General features: G+C 69.9%; 14 protein-coding genes. 12 read left to right on the top strand and 2 right to left on the bottom strand.

What is annotated here, in order from left to right; translation table 11 throughout:
- Positions 1-144 precede the first annotated feature (144 nt).
- From BLU09_RS30605 to BLU09_RS30580, 6 genes are all read left to right on the top strand, one after another.
- Complete coding sequence (locus tag BLU09_RS30605) at positions 145-1389, top strand: HlyD family secretion protein (RefSeq protein WP_090493761.1); 1245 nt, start codon at positions 145-147, stop codon at positions 1387-1389.
- Positions 1389-3818: an ABC transporter permease gene (locus tag BLU09_RS30600; RefSeq protein WP_186817765.1), complete on the top strand. Its 2430-nt coding sequence runs from the start codon at positions 1389-1391 to the stop codon at positions 3816-3818. The genes BLU09_RS30605 and BLU09_RS30600 overlap by 1 nt, the downstream gene beginning before the upstream one ends.
- Positions 3819-3875: 57 nt before the next feature.
- On the top strand, positions 3876-4637 hold the full coding sequence (locus BLU09_RS30595; RefSeq protein ID WP_020478064.1) for an ABC transporter ATP-binding protein: 762 nt from the start codon (positions 3876-3878) through the stop codon (positions 4635-4637).
- Between the two features lie 7 nt (positions 4638-4644).
- Entirely contained in the window at positions 4645-5322 is a 678-nt protein-coding gene (locus tag BLU09_RS30590) for an ABC transporter ATP-binding protein (protein WP_090493756.1), read from the top strand.
- A 62-nt stretch (positions 5323-5384) separates the two neighbouring features.
- Positions 5385-6818, top strand: coding sequence for a sigma-54-dependent transcriptional regulator (locus BLU09_RS30585; RefSeq protein WP_090493754.1), 1434 nt, complete (start codon positions 5385-5387; stop codon positions 6816-6818).
- Entirely contained in the window at positions 6815-8158 is a 1344-nt protein-coding gene (locus BLU09_RS30580; protein ID WP_090493750.1) for a sensor histidine kinase, read from the top strand. The genes BLU09_RS30585 and BLU09_RS30580 overlap by 4 nt, the downstream gene beginning before the upstream one ends.
- On the opposite strand, the gene BLU09_RS30575 is transcribed toward BLU09_RS30580, so the two are convergent.
- Positions 8146-8697 carry a hypothetical protein gene (locus BLU09_RS30575; RefSeq protein ID WP_090493748.1) on the bottom strand — a complete coding sequence of 184 codons (552 nt, stop codon included), beginning with the start codon at positions 8695-8697 and terminating at the stop codon, positions 8146-8148. The two genes, BLU09_RS30580 and BLU09_RS30575, sit on opposite strands and share 13 nt — an antisense overlap.
- 219 nt (positions 8698-8916) lie before the next feature.
- Here BLU09_RS30575 and BLU09_RS30570 point away from each other — a divergent pair, with 219 nt between their 5' ends.
- A complete protein-coding gene (locus BLU09_RS30570) occupies positions 8917-11493 on the top strand; it encodes a glycoside hydrolase family 15 protein (RefSeq protein WP_090493746.1) in 2577 nt (858 codons plus the stop codon).
- 97 nt (positions 11494-11590) lie between these two features.
- Here BLU09_RS30570 and BLU09_RS30565 read toward each other — a convergent pair whose 3' ends face one another.
- On the bottom strand, positions 11591-13438 hold the full coding sequence (locus BLU09_RS30565; protein ID WP_244172154.1) for a penicillin-binding transpeptidase domain-containing protein: 1848 nt from the start codon (positions 13436-13438) through the stop codon (positions 11591-11593).
- Between the two features lie 299 nt (positions 13439-13737).
- On the opposite strand from BLU09_RS30565, the gene BLU09_RS30560 reads away from it, so the two are divergent.
- The 5 genes from BLU09_RS30560 to BLU09_RS30540 all read left to right on the top strand — a co-directional run bounded on the left by BLU09_RS30560 (position 13738) and on the right by BLU09_RS30540 (position 16935).
- Entirely contained in the window at positions 13738-14232 is a 495-nt protein-coding gene (locus BLU09_RS30560) for a CinA family protein (RefSeq protein WP_090493742.1), read from the top strand.
- Positions 14233-14303: 71 nt separating this feature from the next.
- Positions 14304-14861 carry a DUF6484 domain-containing protein gene (locus tag BLU09_RS30555; RefSeq protein ID WP_090493740.1) on the top strand — a complete coding sequence of 186 codons (558 nt, stop codon included), beginning with the start codon at positions 14304-14306 and terminating at the stop codon, positions 14859-14861.
- A 17-nt stretch (positions 14862-14878) separates the two neighbouring features.
- On the top strand, positions 14879-15565 hold the full coding sequence (locus BLU09_RS30550; RefSeq protein WP_090493738.1) for an AHH domain-containing protein: 687 nt from the start codon (positions 14879-14881) through the stop codon (positions 15563-15565).
- Between the two features lie 16 nt (positions 15566-15581).
- Positions 15582-16184 carry an imm11 family protein gene (locus BLU09_RS30545; protein ID WP_143043228.1) on the top strand — a complete coding sequence of 201 codons (603 nt, stop codon included), beginning with the start codon at positions 15582-15584 and terminating at the stop codon, positions 16182-16184.
- 148 nt (positions 16185-16332) lie between these two features.
- Entirely contained in the window at positions 16333-16935 is a 603-nt protein-coding gene (locus BLU09_RS30540) for an imm11 family protein (RefSeq protein ID WP_143043227.1), read from the top strand.
- Positions 16936-16937 lie beyond the last annotated feature (2 nt).

The raw sequence follows: 16937 nt of genomic DNA, 5'->3' as shown, positions 1-16937 counted from the left end.
ACCCCCTTCCGGCCGCTGTCCGCTTCTGGGACGGCACTTTCCGCAAGTGGGCACGGCCTCCGCGAGGCAGTCCTTTGCCCTGAGCAATTCCAGGGGGTTGGCGTGGGAGGTGGCTTTGGCACGCGCCTCGCTCTGGGCAGGGGCGTGGACATTCCCAAAGCCAAGAAGCCGCGTCGCAAGCCCTGGGTGCTCGCCATCGGTGGAGCCTGCGTGCTCCTGCTGGTGACAGTGGGCCTGTCACGGCTGCGCCCGGCGGCGCCCACGGTGGAGCGGGCCTCGGTGTGGTTGGACACGGTGAAGCGCGGACCCATGGTGCGCCAGGTGAAGGGCGCGGGCACGCTGGTGCCGGAGTACATCCGCTGGCTCACCGCGGACACGGCGGGCCGGGTGGAGCGCATCCACGTGCGGCCTGGGGCCACGGTGACGGCGGACACGCTCCTGTTGGAGCTGTCGAACCCGGACGTGCAGCTCCAGGCCCTGGAGGCCGAGCGCCAGCTGGCCAGCGTGGAGGCCGACCTCATCCAGGTGCGCATGGAGCTGGAGACGCAGCGACTGGCCCAGGAGGCCATGGTGGCGTCGCTCATCAACGAGTCCGCTGAGGCGGGACGCCGCGCCGACGCGAACGAGGCCCTTCACCAGAAGGCACACATCGGCGACCTGGAGATGCAGCAGGCGCGCGAGAAGGCCGCGGAGCTGAGCCGTCGCCTGGAGCTGGAGCGCAAGAAGCTCCAGGTGGTGGCGTCCAGCATGAAGGAGCAGCTCTCCGCGCAGCAGGGACAGGTGGAGCGCCTGAAGGCGGTGGCCCGCTTCCGCCGCGCGCAGGTGGAGTCGATGAAGGTGCTCGCGGGGGAGGATGGCGTGCTCCAGGACCTGCCGCTGGAGCTGGGGCAGTGGGTGACGCCGGGCGTGCTGCTGGCGAAGGTGGTGAAGCCGGAGCGGCTGAAGGCGGAGCTGCGCATCGCGGAGACGCAGGCGCGCGACATCCAGCCTGGGCTGAAGGCGTTGGTGGACACCCGCAACGGCGTGGTGGAAGGCCAGGTGGCGCGGGTGGCGCCCGCGGCGAGCCAGGGCACGGTGCGCGTGGAGGTGTCGCTGCCCGCGGAGCTGCCCCGCGGCGCGCGGCCGGATTTGACGGTGGAGGGCACGGTGGAGCTGGAGCGGCTGGGCGACGTGCTGTCCGTGGGGCGCCCGGCTGGCGCGCAGCCCAATGCCACCATGGCCCTCTTCCGCTTGATGCCGGGCAGTGATGAAGCCGTCCGCGTGCCGGTGCAGTTGGGCCGGGGTTCGGTGAACGCGGTGGAGGTGCTGCAGGGCCTTCAAGAAGGTGACCAGGTGGTGTTGTCGGACATGGCCGCGTGGGACGCCGTGGAGCGGGTGCGGCTGCGATGATGGACGCACTTCGCCGTGACGTGCGGCACACGCTGCGCTCGCTGCGCCAGAGCCCCGGCTTCGCGCTGGTGGCGGTGCTCGCGCTGGCGCTGGGGATTGGCGCCAACAGCGCCGTCTTCAGCGTGGTGAACGGGGTGCTTCTCACGCCGCCGCCCTTCTCGGAGCCCGAGCGGGTGGTGCACCTCCAGGGGAACATCGCGCAGGCCGGGCTCGAGGACATCTCCCTGTCCGTGCCGGAGTACTTCGACCTGGCGACGCTGTCGCGCGCCTTCGAGTCGGTGGCGGCCTACCGGGGCGGCAACCTGACGCTCACGGGCAGGGACACCCCCCAGCAGCTCGCCGCGGTGGTGGCCACGCCGTCCTTCTTCGCCACGCTGGGTGTGTCGCCGGTGCTCGGCCGCGCCTTCACGGAGGCGGAGGCCGTCCAGGGGCGTGAGCGGGTGGTGGTGCTCACCGACACGGCGTGGCGCGTGCACTTCGCCCGGGACGCGCAGGTGCTGGGCCAGACGATGCAGCTCGACGGCGAGCCGTACACGGTGGTGGGCGTGTTGCCCCCCGGGGTGGCCTACCCCGCCTGGGCGGAGATGTACGTGCCCTTCGTGCCCACGGAGGCGCAGCGGCAGGAGGACCAGCGCGGCGCCCGGTTCCTGTCGGTGGTGGGGCGGTTGAAGCCCGGCGTGACGCAGGACGCGGCGCGCACGGACCTGGCGCGCGTGGGGCTGGAGATGGAGGAGGCCGTCCCCTCGCGGTACCGGAAGGTGGGTTGGTCCTTCTCGGTGACGTCGCTGGACGAAAAGGTCGTGGGCAACGTGCGCGGCACGCTGTGGCTGCTGCTGGGCGCGGTGGGCTTCGTGCTGCTGGCGGCGTGCAGCAGCGTGGCCAACCTGCTGTTGGCCCGGATGGCGGCGCGCGGACGCGAGGTGTCCATCCGCGCCGCGCTGGGGGCGACCCGGGGCCGGCTGGTGGCGCAGTTCCTCACCGAGAGCCTGGTGCTGTCCCTGGCGGGCGGGGTGTTGGGGATGCTGCTGGCGCTGTGGGGCACGGACGCGTTGGTGGCGCTGGTGGGAGATGCGCTGCCTCGCGCGAGCCAGGTGCGGCTGGATGCGCGGCCGCTGGCGTTCACCATGGGCGTGAGCCTCCTCACGGGCGTGCTCTTCGGGCTCGGTCCGGCGCTGCATGGCAGCCGGGAGGACTTGAGCGCCGCCATGCGCGAGGGCAGCCGGGGCACGGAGGGCCAGGGTTCGGGCCGGATGCGCGCGGGGCTGGTGGTGGGGCAGGTCGCGGTGGCGCTGGTGCTCCTGGTGGGCGCGGGGCTGTTCACCAAGAGCTTCCTGGCCCTGCGCGCGGTGGACGCGGGCTTCACGCCCGAGGGCGTGCTCACGGGCAAGCTCGTGCTGCCCTCCGCGCGGTACCCGGACGCGGCACACAAGGTGGCCTTCCAGCGGGAGCTGTTGGGCCGGCTCCAGTCGCTCCCGGGTGTGGAGGCCGTGGGGGTCACCAACCTGCTGCCGCTGGGAGGGCGCTCGGACAGCAGCTTTGACATCGAGGGACGGCCGCAGGCGCCGGGGGAGGTCTGGCCCGCGGTGGAGTTCCGCGCCGTCAGCCCGGGTTACCTGCGTACGCTGCGCGTCACCCCGCGCCAGGGGCACCTCCTGGAGGGAGACGGGATGGAGGGGCCGGACGCGCCCTGGCAGGTGGTCATCAACAAGACCTTCGCGGACCTCTACTGGCCCCAGGGGGATGCGCTGGGCCAGCGGTTGAAGCTGCACTGGGACGCGGCGCAGTGGACCACCGTGGTGGGCATCGTGGACGACGTGCGCGAATGGGGCCTGGATACGCCCGCGCGGCCCGCCGCGTACTACCCGGCGGCGAAGGTGCCCACACCCTTCCTGTCGCTCGCGGTCCGGGCGAAGTCCGGCGGTAGCCCGGAGGCGCTGCGCACCGCCATCGAAGCGGAGCTGCGCGCCGTGGATGGCAACCTGGCGCTGTACGCGGTGGCGCCGCTGACGCGGTTGGTGGATGAGTCCATCAGCTCCCGCCAGGTGTCGGCGCTGCTGATGGGCCTGTTCGCGGGCACGGCGCTGCTGCTGGCGGCGCTCGGAATCTCCGGCGTCATTGGCTACTCGGTGGCGCAGCGCACGCGGGAGATGGGCATCCGCATGGCGTTGGGGGCCTCGCGGACCCGCGTGCTGACGCTGGTGCTGGGGCAGGGCCTGCGGCTCACCGCGCTGGGCGTGGTGCTGGGCCTGGGGTTGTCGCTGGGACTGGCGCGGCTGTTGGATGCAATGCTGTATGGGGTGGCGGCGTACGACGGGTGGACCTTCGTGGGCGTGGCGTTGCTGCTGGGCACGGTGGCCGTGCTGGCCGCCTGGCTTCCGGCGCGCCGGGCCACGCGGGTGGACCCGGCCATCGCCCTGCGAGCGGAGTAGCCCGATGGAGACTTCAGACATGACCGCGTGGAACGCGGTGGAGCGGGTGGGTCAGCGATGATGACGAACGACACGAAGACGGCTGCTTCCCCGGAAGGCGCGGTGGCGCAGGAGGACGCGGGCGCGGAGCCCGGCAAGGCGCTCATCCACCTGGACGGACTGACCAAGGTCTTCGAGACCGAGGACGTGGAGACGCACGCGCTCTCCAACATCCACCTCAACGTGCGCAAGGGAGAGTGGGTGGCGATTGTCGGCCCGTCGGGCTCGGGCAAGTCCACCTTGCTGGCGGTGCTGGGGCTGCTGGACACGGCGACGCGCGGGGCCTACCTGCTGGACGGGCGCAGCGTGTTGGACCTGTCCGCGACGGACCGGGCGCTGGTGCGCAACCGGCACATCGGCTTCATCTTCCAGAGCTTCAACCTCATCGGCGACCTGACGGTGTTCGAGAACGTGGAGCTGCCGCTGACGTACCGGGGCATGCCCGCCGCCGAGCGAAAGCAGCGGGTGGAGCGCGCGCTGGAGAAGGTGGGCATGGCGCACCGGGCCCGGCACATGCCGGGGCAGCTCTCCGGTGGTCAGCAGCAGCGCGTGGCGGTGGCGCGCGCGGTGGCGGGCGACCCGCTCATCCTCCTGGCGGACGAGCCCACGGGTAACCTGGACTCGAAGAACGGCGAGGCGGTGATGCAGCTCTTGACGGAGCTCCACAAGGGCGGCGCCACCATCTGCATGGTGACGCACGACCCGGCGCACGCGCGCGTGGCCACCCGCACGGTGAGCCTCTTCGACGGCCGCATCGTCCAGGACGAGCAACGCCGCTGAGACGGACATGCCACCTCCGCTCATCTCCCTGAGGAACGTCGAGAAGTCCTACCCCCTGGCTGGCGGCCGGGCCTGGGTGCTGCGCCGCATCGACCTGGACATCCAGCCGGGCGAGTTCGTCACGCTGATGGGGCCGTCGGGCGCGGGCAAGTCCACGCTGCTCTCCATCCTGGGCATGCTGGACGTGGACTGGACGGGCGAGTACCTGCTGGATGGCCAGGCGGTACATGCCATGAAGCCCAAGGCGCGCGGGGAGCTTTCCCGGCGCACCATCGGCTTCGTGTTCCAGCAGTACCACCTGCTGGACAACCTGACGGTGGCGGAGAACCTGGAGGTGCCGCTGTCCTACCGTGACCTCAAGCGCGGCGAGCGCGAGGCCCTGGTGGGCGACATGCTGGACCGCTTCCAGCTCGTGGGGAAGAAGGACCTCTTCCCCTCGCAGCTCTCCGGTGGGCAGCAGCAGCTCGTGGGCATCGCCCGGGCGCTCATCGCCAACCCCAAGGTGCTGCTGGCGGACGAGCCCACGGGCAACCTCCATTCGCAGCAGGCGAAGCAAATCATGGAGGTCTTCCAGGGCCTCAACCGGGACGGCACCACCATCATCCAGGTGACGCACTCGGAGGCGAACGCCGCCTACGGCCACCGCGTCATCCAGCTCGCGGATGGTTGGTTGCAGGGCGCCTGAGGTCCCTGGCCGCCCACAACCCGCGCGACCGCCGCCGGTTGTTTCTGGCACATTCCCCCCTATTGGTGTCCCCCGTGTCTGAATCCGCGCCCCCCCTCCCGAATCCCCCCAGCGCCGCCGCGCGGCCTCCGTGTGTCCTCGTCGCCGACGACCAGGCGGACGTCCTGGAGGCCCTCCGGCTGCTCCTCAAGCGGGACGGACTCACCGTCGTCACCTCGCAGTCGCCCGCGGGTGCGCTCGCCACGCTGGAGGCCGAGGACGTGGACCTGGTCCTGATGGACCTGAACTACGCGCGCGACACCACCTCCGGGCAGGAGGGCATCGACCTGCTTGGCCGCATCCGCGCGCAGGATGCGTCCCTGCCGGTGGTGGTGATGACGGCGTGGGGCAGCGTGGAGGGCGCGGTGGAGGCCATGCGCGCCGGTGCTCGCGACTATGTGCAGAAGCCCTGGGACAACACGCGCCTGCTGGCCACGCTGCGCACCCAGCTGGAGCTGCGCCGGGCGCTGAAGCGCAGCCGCCGGCTGGAGGAGGAGAACCAGCACCTGCGCCGGGGGCAGGGCAATCAGCTCACCATGGTGTCCGAGTCGCGGTCCATGCAGCCGGTGCGGCGGCTCATCGAGCGGGTGGCGCCGTCGGGCGCCAACGTGCTGGTGACGGGCGAGCACGGCACGGGCAAGGAGGTGGTGGCGCGGCTGATTCATGGGGGCTCCACGCGCTCCGAGCGGGCCTTCGTCGCGGTCAACTCCGGCGGCCTGTCCGAAGGCGTCTTCGAGAGCGAGCTGTTCGGCCACGTGAAGGGCGCCTTCACGGACGCGAAGACGGACCGCATCGGCTGCTTCGAGCTGGCGGACGGCGGCACGCTCTTCCTGGACGAGATTGGCAACATGCCGCTGTCGCAGCAGGCCAAGCTGCTGCGCGTGCTCCAGACGGGCGAGCTGCACCCGGTGGGCTCGTCGAAGACGCGGCGGGTGGACGTGCGCGTGGTGAGCGCCACCAACGTGGACCTGTCACGGGCGGTGGCGGAGGGCCGCTTCCGGGAAGATTTGCTGTACCGCCTCAACACGGTGGAGGTGCAGCTTCCGCCCCTGCGCGAGCGTCGCGAGGACATCCCGCTGCTGGCCGCGCACTTCCTGGCCGAACAGGGCCGGCGCTACGGCAGGCCCAACGTCCGGCTGTCCTCGGAGGCGCTGGAGGCCCTGCTGGCCTATGCGTGGCCGGGCAACGTGCGCGAGCTGGAGCACGCGGTGGAGCGCGCGATGCTGATGGCGTCGGGTGACGAGGTGACGCAGGAGGACCTGCTGCTCAAGCGGGCCGGCCGTGAGGGCATGACGCGGCTGGAGGAGATGACGCTGGAGGAGGTGGAGCGCTACCTCATCGAGCGGGCGCTGGCGCGGCACGAAGGCAACGTGAGCGAGGCGGCGAAGGGACTGGGGCTGTCGCGCAGCGCGCTGTACCGGCGGCTCCAGTACTACGGCATCAAGGGCGCTCGGTGAGCGAGGAGCGCCGGCCACCGCCGCATGACCTGCAGGTGCTCGGGCTCGCGTGGCTCGCGGGCCTGCCGGGTTCGGTGGCCGCGCTCGTGCTGGTGTGGTTGGGGGACTTCTCTTCCAAGGTGCAGTGGACGCTGACCTCCCTGGTGGTGGGCACCTTCCTGGGCGTGGGCCTGCTGGTGCGCGAACGGGTGATGCGGCCGCTGCACGCGGTGGCCAACCTGCTGGCCGCCTTGCGCGAAGGGGACTACTCCGTGCGCGGCCGGGGCGCGCGGGCGGGGGACGCGCTGGGCGAGGTGCTGCTGGAGGTGAACGCGCTGGGGGACACCCTGCGTGAGCAGCGGCTGGGCGTGCTGGAGGCGGGTGCGCTCCTGGAGCAGGTGATGGAGGAGATTGACGTCGGCGTGCTGGCCTTCGACGTGGCGGGCACGCTGCGGCTGGTGAACCGCGCGGGCGAGCGGATGCTGGGCGCGTCACGCTCGCAGTTGGTGGGCAAGGGCGCCGGAGCCCTGGGCCTGACGGACCTGCTGGAGGGCGACGTGCCTCGCCGGCTGACGCGCTCCTTCGCGGAGGAGGGCGGCCCCTACGAGCTGCGGCGAGGCTCCTTCCGGCAGGGTGGCCTGCCGCACCAGTTGGTGGTGCTCGCGGACCTGCGGCTGGCATTGCGTGAGCAAGAGCGCGAGGCCTGGCAACGGCTGGTGCGGGTGTTGAGCCACGAAATCAACAACTCGCTGGCGCCCATCGGCTCCATCGCGGAGGCGCTGCGCGACACGTTGCTCATGGCGCCGCGTCCGTCCGACTGGGAAGAGGACGCGAAGAGCGGGCTGGGCATCGTCGCCCGTCGCTCCCAATCCCTGGCGCGCTTCATGTCCGCCTACGCCAGCCTCGCGCGGTTGCCGCCTCCGACGCCAGGCGCCGTGGAGGTGGACGCGTGGGTGCGCCGGGTGGCCGCGCTGGAGAAGCGCCGGCCGGTGGGCGTACGCGCGGGCCCCGGGTTGGTGCTGCGGGGCGACGTGGACCAGCTGGAGCAGTTGCTCATCAACCTGGTGCGCAACGCGGTGGACGCGGTGCTGTCCGCGCCGGATGCCGCGGGGGACGTCTGGGTGTCGTGGGCTGTGTTGTCGCCGGGCGCGGTGGAGGTCTGGGTGGAGGACGAGGGCCCCGGCATGACGGACACGGGCAACCTCTTCGTGCCCTTCTTCACCACCAAGCCCCAGGGCAGCGGCATCGGCCTGGCGCTCAGCCGGCAAATCGCGGAGGCCCACGGGGGCAGCCTGCGCCTGGAGAACCGCCCCGAGGGCAAGGGCTGCCGCGCGCGCTTGAAGCTGCCTCAGGGCGCGTGAGCCTCAGGCCACCTGGGCGCGGCGCGGCGCGTCGTCGTCGGAGGCGCGTCGTACTCGGGCGTGAGGTCCACCACGTCGTTGGTGAGCAGGTGATAGACGATGCAGTTGCTCACCCAGAAGAACAGGGCGCTGTAGTGGACGTAGACGAGCGGTGAGCCGGGCCACACCTGGAGCGGATGGTTGAAGACATTGGCCGCGACGTAGCCGCCCACCCATTCGCCCACCCAGCACACCCCGGCGCCAATGGCCAGTCGCGGCCAGACCTTCACGCGGCGTGGGTAGAACCAGAAGAAGTGCAGGCTCCACAGGAGCGCCACGCAGCCGGCCCACAGGATGAGGCTCCCGAAGGAGAACCAGTGGTACGGCGACTTGGGGAACACCCAACCCCAGTCCCCATTCATCCACCGCCAGGCCACGTTCTGCGCCAGCTCCATGAACCAGAAGAGCGGGGCGACGTAGAGCACCTGCGTCAGCAGGACGCGAAGGAAGGTGCCGCGGTTCTGCCAGGTCAGCCTCGCGGGCCGGGCGAGCGAAGTCATGAGGTCCCCTGCGGCGGGCGGTGGGTCGTCCGGTGCCGCGTCACCAGTCAGTACGTGATGAGTCCCATTTCTTGAGGGGAGGGTGGCGACAGGTGGTTGCGCGGAGGCGCCAGAGTCCCGGCTGAACCCTTGTTGAAACAGCCTTTTCCGGGAAGGTCAGCAAGAGAGGTGGTTTCACACCCGTTGGCCTGAGACGGGAAGGGTCCCAGAATCCGCCGGATGATTCCCATCCCCCGCCAGTATCACCGACCTGGCCAGCCGCCCGTGCTGCTCCTCGCGCTGCTGTGCACCGTGGGCGCCGCCGGCGCCCGCGCGGAGGTTCCCATCCAGCGCTCCTTCCTGCGCCTGCCGTCGTCCAACGGGCATGGCGCGGTGATGTTGGACGTGGAGCAGCGCAAGGTGACGCACTTCCGCGAGCACCTGTTCGCCACCGAGGAGCCCGTCATCGACGCGGCGGGCAATGACGTCTTCGAGAATGGCCAGCCGAAGGTGATTCACGCCCGCGACCTGCTCTTCGACGCGTTCTTCGGGCTGCGCTCCGGGGGCACGCAGCGCTGGCTCAGCACGCAGGAGGCGGACCGGGACGCCAGCGGCTACGCGGCGTGGGCGCCGGAAAAGACGGGCGGTACGGGGCTGGGCGCGCTGGTGCAGCGGGTGGGAACGCTGGAGGCGACGACGTTCGTCTTCGCGCCGCAGGGCCTGCCGCACGCGTCCTTCGTCATGGCGCTGCGCGTGCGCAACACCGGCACGTCGGCCGTCACGGGCGTGAGTGCCTTCTCGCTCCACAACTTCCACCTGGGCTTCGGCCGTCCGGGCGTGATGGCGGACCTGGATGAGAATGGCGAGACGGTGGAGCTGAGCGGCAACGACTTCGTGGAGAAGGGCTTCGCGGGGGTGTTGGTGGCGCGGCCGCTGGGCACGGTGGCCCGGAAGTCGGCGTGGCTGTCCACGACGACGGGCTCGCAGAACGCCTACTCGGTGGTGAATGGGGGCGGCGGGCAGGACCTGCAGGACTTCACGGCGCAGCCCTCTGCGGGCACGGGCTGGGTGACGGCGTACCAGTTCAACCTGGGGGACATCCCGGCGGGCGCGGAGCGGTGGGTGGGCGTGGCCTTCGCGCACCACGGTGACCCCGCGGCCGGGGCCACGGTGCGGCAGTGGCTGACGGAGTACGCAGGCGCGTCCGGCGCCCAGGCGCTGGTGGACGCGGAAGTGGCGCGGTGGGCGGCATTCCAGTCGGACACGGTGAAGGTGCCGGCGGGCATGTCGGCGGACGAGGAGTCCCTGCTGCGGCACTCGGCGGTGGTGCTGCACATGGCGCAGGTGCGTTCGCGCGACGTGTACCTGCGCGAGTTCCTGTCACGGGATGGCGAGCCGCGCCGCACGCGCTTCAAGGCGCCCGGCGGAACGCCGGCGTCGCTGCCAGGCGTGGTTCGCCACGCGGGCCACGGCGCGGTGCTGGCGAGCCTGCCGCCCGGGCAGTGGACGTACGCCTGGATTCGGGATGGGGCCTACGCGGTGGCGGCCATGGCCACGTTGGGCATGCAGAGCGATGCCCGCGACGCGCTGTCCTACTACCTCAACGCGGACAGTGGCCGCTTCCAGCACTGGCGTGAGCTGGAGCCGTATTCGATGCCGCCGTACATCATCACCCTCACGCGCTACCACGGCTTCGGCGTGGAGGAGACGGACTTCAACGAGGCGGGGCCGAACATCGAGTTCGACGGCTTCGGTCTCTTCCTGTGGGCGCTGCGGCACTACGAGCGGACGACGGGCGACACCACGTTGGTGGACCAGACCTGGCCCACGGTGTCCACGAAGGTGGGGGACGCGCTGGTGGCGCTCATCAACCCGGTGACGGGGCTCATCCGTCCGGACTCGTCCATCTGGGAAACGCACTGGAAAGGGCGGCAGCGGTCGTGGACGTACACCAGCCTCACGGCGGCGCGCGGCCTGTGTGACGCGGCGGAGCTGGCGCAGCGGGTGGGCGACACGGAGCGCGCGCAGCGCTACCGGCAGGCGGGCGAGTCCTTGCGCCGGGCGATGGCGGAGCAGCTGACGGACAGGAACTTCGCGCTGGCCTCGAACCTGGAGGAGCTGAGGAAGGGCAGGGGCTACTGGGACGCGGCGGTGTTCGACGCGTTCGCCTTCGAGCTGTTCGACCCGGCGGGGAAGATTGCCCAGGCGACCTTTCATGGACTGGACCTGCGCCTGTCCTCACCGGCGGGTGCGGGCTGGCAGCGCAACGATGACCGCTATGACCACCCGGATGGTGCGGACTTGAGCCCTTGGGGCGGCGAGTACGACAGCGCGGAGTGGGTCATCGTCAGCCTGCGCGGCGCGATGGCCAAGCGCATGGGCGGTGATGTGGCGCGTGCTGACCGCGTGCTGAAGTGGGTGACGGACCAGTCGCTGAAGAACTACCTGGCCGTGGCGGAGACGTATGACGAGCTGAACGGCACGTATAAGTACAACACGCCCATGGCGGGCTTCGGTGCGGGCGCCTATGCGCTGGCGCTGGACCACCGTGCGGCCGGTGTGAGTGACCCGGCGTGTGGCGCGTACTTCGATGAGAGCACGCTGACGAAGCCGCCGGACGCGGGCACGGGCACGCTGGATGCGGGCACGCAGCAACCGGACGCGGGGCCGCAGACGCCCGACGCGGGCACTTCGTCGGGTAGCGGCGCGGACGTGGGTGGTGGCGGCTGCAACGCGACGGGGCCGGGCGCGGTGGCGCTGTGGGTGACGATGGCGTTCGCGGGACTGGCCATGGCGCTGCGTCGTCGCGGAGCCTGAGCGTCGGCGGCGCGCGGCGGGAGGCGCGCCGCGCGCTGTGGCCTCGCGTGGCGCTGCGCCGTTGCGGAGCCTGTGTGTGAAAGAGCGCTCGGGCGCGTTACAGCGCACCCGCGAACTTCGCGGCGATGGGCGCGGCAACGCGCCCGCCCACGCCGCCGCCTTCCACCAGGACGGCGAATCCCACGCCCTTTCGAAACCCGATGAACCACGCGTGCGTGGGCAGCGGCGCCACGGTGCCGAACTCGGCGGTGCCTGTCTTGCCGCCGAGCCCGGGCACCTGCCGGCCGGCCTTCCCGGAGCCTTCCATCACGACGGCGCGCATCAGCGCGGACAGCGGCGCCCGGACGCCGTCCGAGAGCGGGCTGCTCGGTCCGCCGTCCAGTCCTTCCACGAGGTAGGGCGCGCGCCACTCGCCAGACTCCGCCGCCGCTGCGACCGAGGCCATGTGCATGGGCGTCGCGAGCACCCGCCCCTGACCGATGGCGGCGGCCGCCAGTTCGATGGCATCCGCGGGCGCGGGGAACGATGCACCGGCGGAAGTCAGCCCGGGGAAGTAGGGCACATCGAAGCCGAACCGGCGAGCCGCGGCACTCAGCGCATCACCGCCGAGCCCCGTCGCGAGCGTCACGAACGCGGTATTGCACGAGTGGGCGAACACTTGTCGCAGCGTGGTGTCACCCAGGGACTCTCCCTCGAAGTTCCGGAAGGGCTTGGTGCGCACCATCGTCATCGGCGGGCACGCGACAGGGGAGTCCACTCGCATGCCTCGGGCGAGCAGCGCCTCCGTGGTGACGACCTTGAACGTGGACCCGGGCGGGTAGCGGCCGGTGAGGGCACGGTGCAGCGGCTGCGAGAGCGGCCGGCTGGCCACGGCGAGGATGGCCCCCGTGGCGCTGTTCACGGCGACGAGGGCCGCGGGGTGGGCCACACCGTCGAGCGCGGCCTCCGCGGCGGCCTGGACCTCGCGGCGCAGCGTGGTGGACAGGGGCGCTCCCGGCTCACCCTCGAAGTGGAAGAGGACCTGCGTCTTGCCCGAGGGGCGCATGAGCAGGACGTCACCGGAGGGGCTGCCCGCGAGCTGGACCTCGTATGCCCGCTCCAGGCCGGACAGGCCCACGAGGTCTCCAGGCAGATAGGTGGGGCCCATCTGCGGTAGCAGCTCGGCCGTCACCTCGCCAACGCGGCCCAGGGTGTGCGCCGCGAAGCCGTCCGTCGGGGTACGGGCGCTCTTGCGGCGGAAGAAGATGCCGGGCACGGGGGCCAGCGCCGGGCGCACCTGTTGGTAGCGCGCGGGGGGCAGGTCGATGATGGGCACGAAGCGGCTCGTCGCCGTGCCCGCCGCGCTCAGCGCCGCGTCGAACTGTGCGGTGCTCACGCCGGTATGTGCCTGGAGCGCCGCCGCCACGTCCGCGTGGTTCCGGACGCGGGTGGGGTCGACGCCGATGGTGATGACCTCTCCGTGGAGGGTGAGTGGCGTTCCCTGCGAGTCGAGGATGTCGGCCCGCTGCGGGGCCGTGCGGGTGCGGGAGAAGAGGTCACCCTCGCGGGCCTCGGGGTGCAGCGTGGCGGGAGTCCACTGGACGCGCCACTGGCCCTGGTGACGGACGAAGCGCAGCGCTCCTTCCAGCTCCCATTCCCCGAGCCCGCGCAGCAGGTGCACGGCGCGGTAGGTGGCCACCCTGGCGTCGCCATCGCGCTGGAACGGTCCGAGCTCGAACTGGGAGGAGACGATGCGCAGCCCGTCGCGGAACTGCTGGTGCATCACCTCGAAGTACGCGGGCGGGTTGACGACGGCGCGCCGCATGGAGGCGACATCCCCCGCGGCCCAGGCGCGCAGATAGCCCTCGGCCTCGGCGACCGGGCCCGTGACGACCGGTTCTGCTGGGACTGGCACAGGGGCAGGGGCCACCGGCCTGGACGCACAGGCCGCCAGGAATGCGGCCATCAGGGCCAGGACTCCAACCTTCCACGCTCGCCAGGACACGGGCGGCACTCTGTTGCGCACGAGCGCGGATGGGTCAAGGAATCCGCCGCCGAGGGCACCCGGAGTGCGGCCAGGGGATGTCGGTCAACGGACTGCGCGACCGTGGACGGTGTCCCCGCCCCGGTGCGCCGACTGGGCCTCACGTCCGGCTGCTACGGTGGCCTCGGACGCAGCGCCCCGAGCGAGGACACGGCCGGGAACGCACGGCGTGACCGTTCTTGGGCGTGCAGGTCCGCCGCGGATGGGATGGAGTGGGGCGCATGACGGAAGCATCCCTGGAGGCCTTGGCGCGGCAGGCGCTGGAGCGGTGTCGCGCGGCGGGCGTTCGCCTGGCGTTGGTGGAGGCCTGCACGGGAGGGCTGCTGGGCGCGACGTTGACGGAGGTGCCCGGCGCCTCCGCGGTGGTCGAGCGTGGCTTCATTCCCTACTCGTATGAGTCCAAGGTGGAGCAGCTCGGCGTCCCGTTGGCGTTGCTGCAAGCGCATGGCTCCGTCAGCGCCGAGGTCGTGGAGGCCATGGCCCATGGTGCCCTGGCGCGCTCCACGGCGGACTGGGTGCTGGTGGAGACAGGCATCGCGGGACCCGGAGGCGGCACGCCGCAGAAGCCCGTGGGCCTGGCCTACCTCGCGGTGCTCCAGCGGGGTGGACAGGCCACGGTGGAGCGGCACGCCTTCACTGGGGACCGGGGGCAGATCCGGCGCTCCATCGTGGGCCGGAGTCTGGCGCTGCTGGTGGAGCGGCTGGGAAGGGCCTGATATCGTTCAGGTCCGCCGTCTCCTTGGGGCGAAGGTCGCACTGTACGGCACGACGTCGGATTGGGGGGCCCATGGCCTCGAATGATGATGGCGCCAAGCCCGAGAAGACGCTCCAAGCCGCTCACCGGGAGCCCATCACAGGGGCGCGTGTTGGCAGGCTCATGGGGGTGAATCCGGAGGGGCTGGCGCTGGTGGACTTCGCGGGCAATCCGACGTCCATGCCGGTCGCGGCCCGGAGCTTCGTCTCGCTCGGGGCTGAGCAGTTGCGTTCGGCGGTGGAAGAGCGCCGAGAGGTCGTGCTGCTGTTCGAGGACGGTGACCCCGCACGTCCGCTTCTGGTCGCACTGGCTCAAGCCACCAGCGCTCCTTCGCTGCTGGAGCAGTTGCTCGAGGTGGCGAGCCGTCCCGACGCCGCTGCTGGCGCTCCGGCGCCCTCTGTACCCGAGGCGAAGGACACCCCGAAGGAGGACCGGTTGGTGCTCGGCGCCGAGAAGGAAATCGTGTTGCGTGTAGGCGAGGCAAGCATCACGCTGCGCCGGGACGGCACCATCCTTCTTCGAGGGGTTCGAGTGGAGAGCCGGGCCTCGGGGCTCCAGCTCATTCGCGGTGGTAAGATTGAGTTGAACTGAGTTCCACGGGGGCACGCATGGCGAAGGCAGATCATCTCGCTGGAATGGGCAAGCTGAAGGCCCGGCTCAGGCGCTCGCGTGACTATCGGGATAAAGGCCACAAGCACATCAAGGGCAATGGTGGCCGGAACAAGATCTACGCGGACCTTGAGATCATCCAGGGCGTGCTTCAGGCGCGAGGCACCCGTGTGCGCGGGGACAAGCGAATCAAGCCTGGCAGCCTGACGCATGCGCGCCGGTACACCTTCGTCCACGGCCAGAACTTCAAGATTGGCCAGTCCCCGTACATCAACCAGGCACACCATCTGCTTCCGGAGGAGGCCTTCTCCGATAAGAACTTCACCAGCGACCAGATGCGGATGCTTCGGGGCGTGGACTACAACATCAACAATGGGGAGAACATCATCTTCCTTCCCGCAGTGGCGCGCGACTCGGAGTTCCACCGCTTGCCCCACCACATGGGGAGTCATCCGGCCTATTCCAGACTGGTGAGTGACGATATGCGCCGCGTCCGCAACTTGCTGGATAACGCGCTGGCCAAGGACAAGAAGCACAAGGAGTGGAATCCTCCGGAAGACGTCAAGACGGAGCTGATGGACTTCCAGTTGGATTACTGGGAGATGGTGTCCACAGCAGGCCCCATCAACATCAACTTGTTCACGAAGCCCGCTCCGAAGAAGCGAGGCTTGGCGAAGAAGCGCTGAAGTGGAGCGGATTGGCGTGAGCTACTACCCTTGGGTGGATGACGACGAGGATGAGTCTTTCGCGTGGCTGGACTCTTCCCGCAAGGAAGAGCTGGATGGGCGCGGTTACCTCCTCACGGAGGGCGTTCGCTGTGAGGAATGGTTCCCGAAAGGCCTTGTGTTCGACTTGTCGAAGGAGGGGGGCAGCACGCTGACGGACAGCATCCCGAACACGTTCGGGATGCTGGTGGTCTCCGAAAAGCTCAAGGGCATCCTGGAGCAGGAGACGCCGGCGGATTTCATCGAATACCTGCCCATCCGCCTCCGGACGCCCCGCAAGAAAGTCCTGACCACGCCCTATTACATCGCCAACGTGTTGGGGTCGGTCGCGTGTATGGACGCGAAGAAGTCCGACTTCAGCATGAGTTCCATCGTCAAGACGCAGGTGAGGCGTTTTCGGCGATTGGCGCTCAATGAGAAGAAGATCCCCAAGGACGCGAAGATCTTCAGGCTCGCGGAGCAGACTAGCCTCATCCTGGTTCGTGAAGACCTGGGCCAGCGAATCGTGGATGAGGACTGTCTGGGCGTGTTGTTCCAGGAGTTGGAGGATTTCGGCTCCGAGTTCCGCGGGCGGGCCTGAGCAGTGCATCTCCTTGAGGTTGGAGCTGGCTCCTCCCCTCGGGGGCGCGCGACTCGGAGTTCCACCGGCTGCCCCACCGCGTGTGGGGAGTCAGCAGATCCGAAGAAGCGGGGCTTGGCGAAGAAACGCTAAAGTGGAGCGGATTGGCGTGAGTTACTACCCCTGGGTGGATGACGATGAGGACGAGTCTTTCGCGTGGCTGGACTCTTTCCGCAAGGAAGAGCTGGATGGGCGCGGTTACCTCCTCTCGGAGGGCGTCCGCTGTGAGGGATGGTTCCCGAAGGGCCTTGTGTTCGACCTGTCGAAAGAGCGGGGCAGCACGCTGACGGACAGCATCCCGAACGCGTTCGGAATGCTGGTGGTCTCCGAAAAGCTCAAGGGTATCCTGGAGCAGGAGACGCTAGCGGGTTCCATCGAATACCTGTCCATTCGTCTCCGGACGCCCCGCAAGAAAGTCCTGACTACGCCGTATTACATCGCCAACGTGCTGGGGTCGGTCGCGTGCATGAACGCGAAGAAGTCCGACTTCGACATGAACGACATCGCCAAGGATCAGGTGCTGTATTTCCGGCGATTGGCCCTCAATGAGAAGAAGATCCCCAAGGACGTGAAGATCTTCCGGCTCGCGGAGCAGACCAGCCTCATCCTGGTTCGTGAAGACCTGGGCCAGCGAATCGTGGACGAGGACTGCCTGGGCGTGTTGTTCCAGGAGTTGGAGGACTTCGGCTCCGAGTTCCGCGGGCGGGCCTGAGT

The organism is Myxococcus virescens, from assembly GCF_900101905.1.
GTDB lineage: Bacteria > Myxococcota > Myxococcia > Myxococcales > Myxococcaceae > Myxococcus > Myxococcus virescens.
The sequence above is the reverse complement of the archived record's forward strand: the minus strand, read 5'-3'. Positions and strand labels throughout refer to the sequence as shown.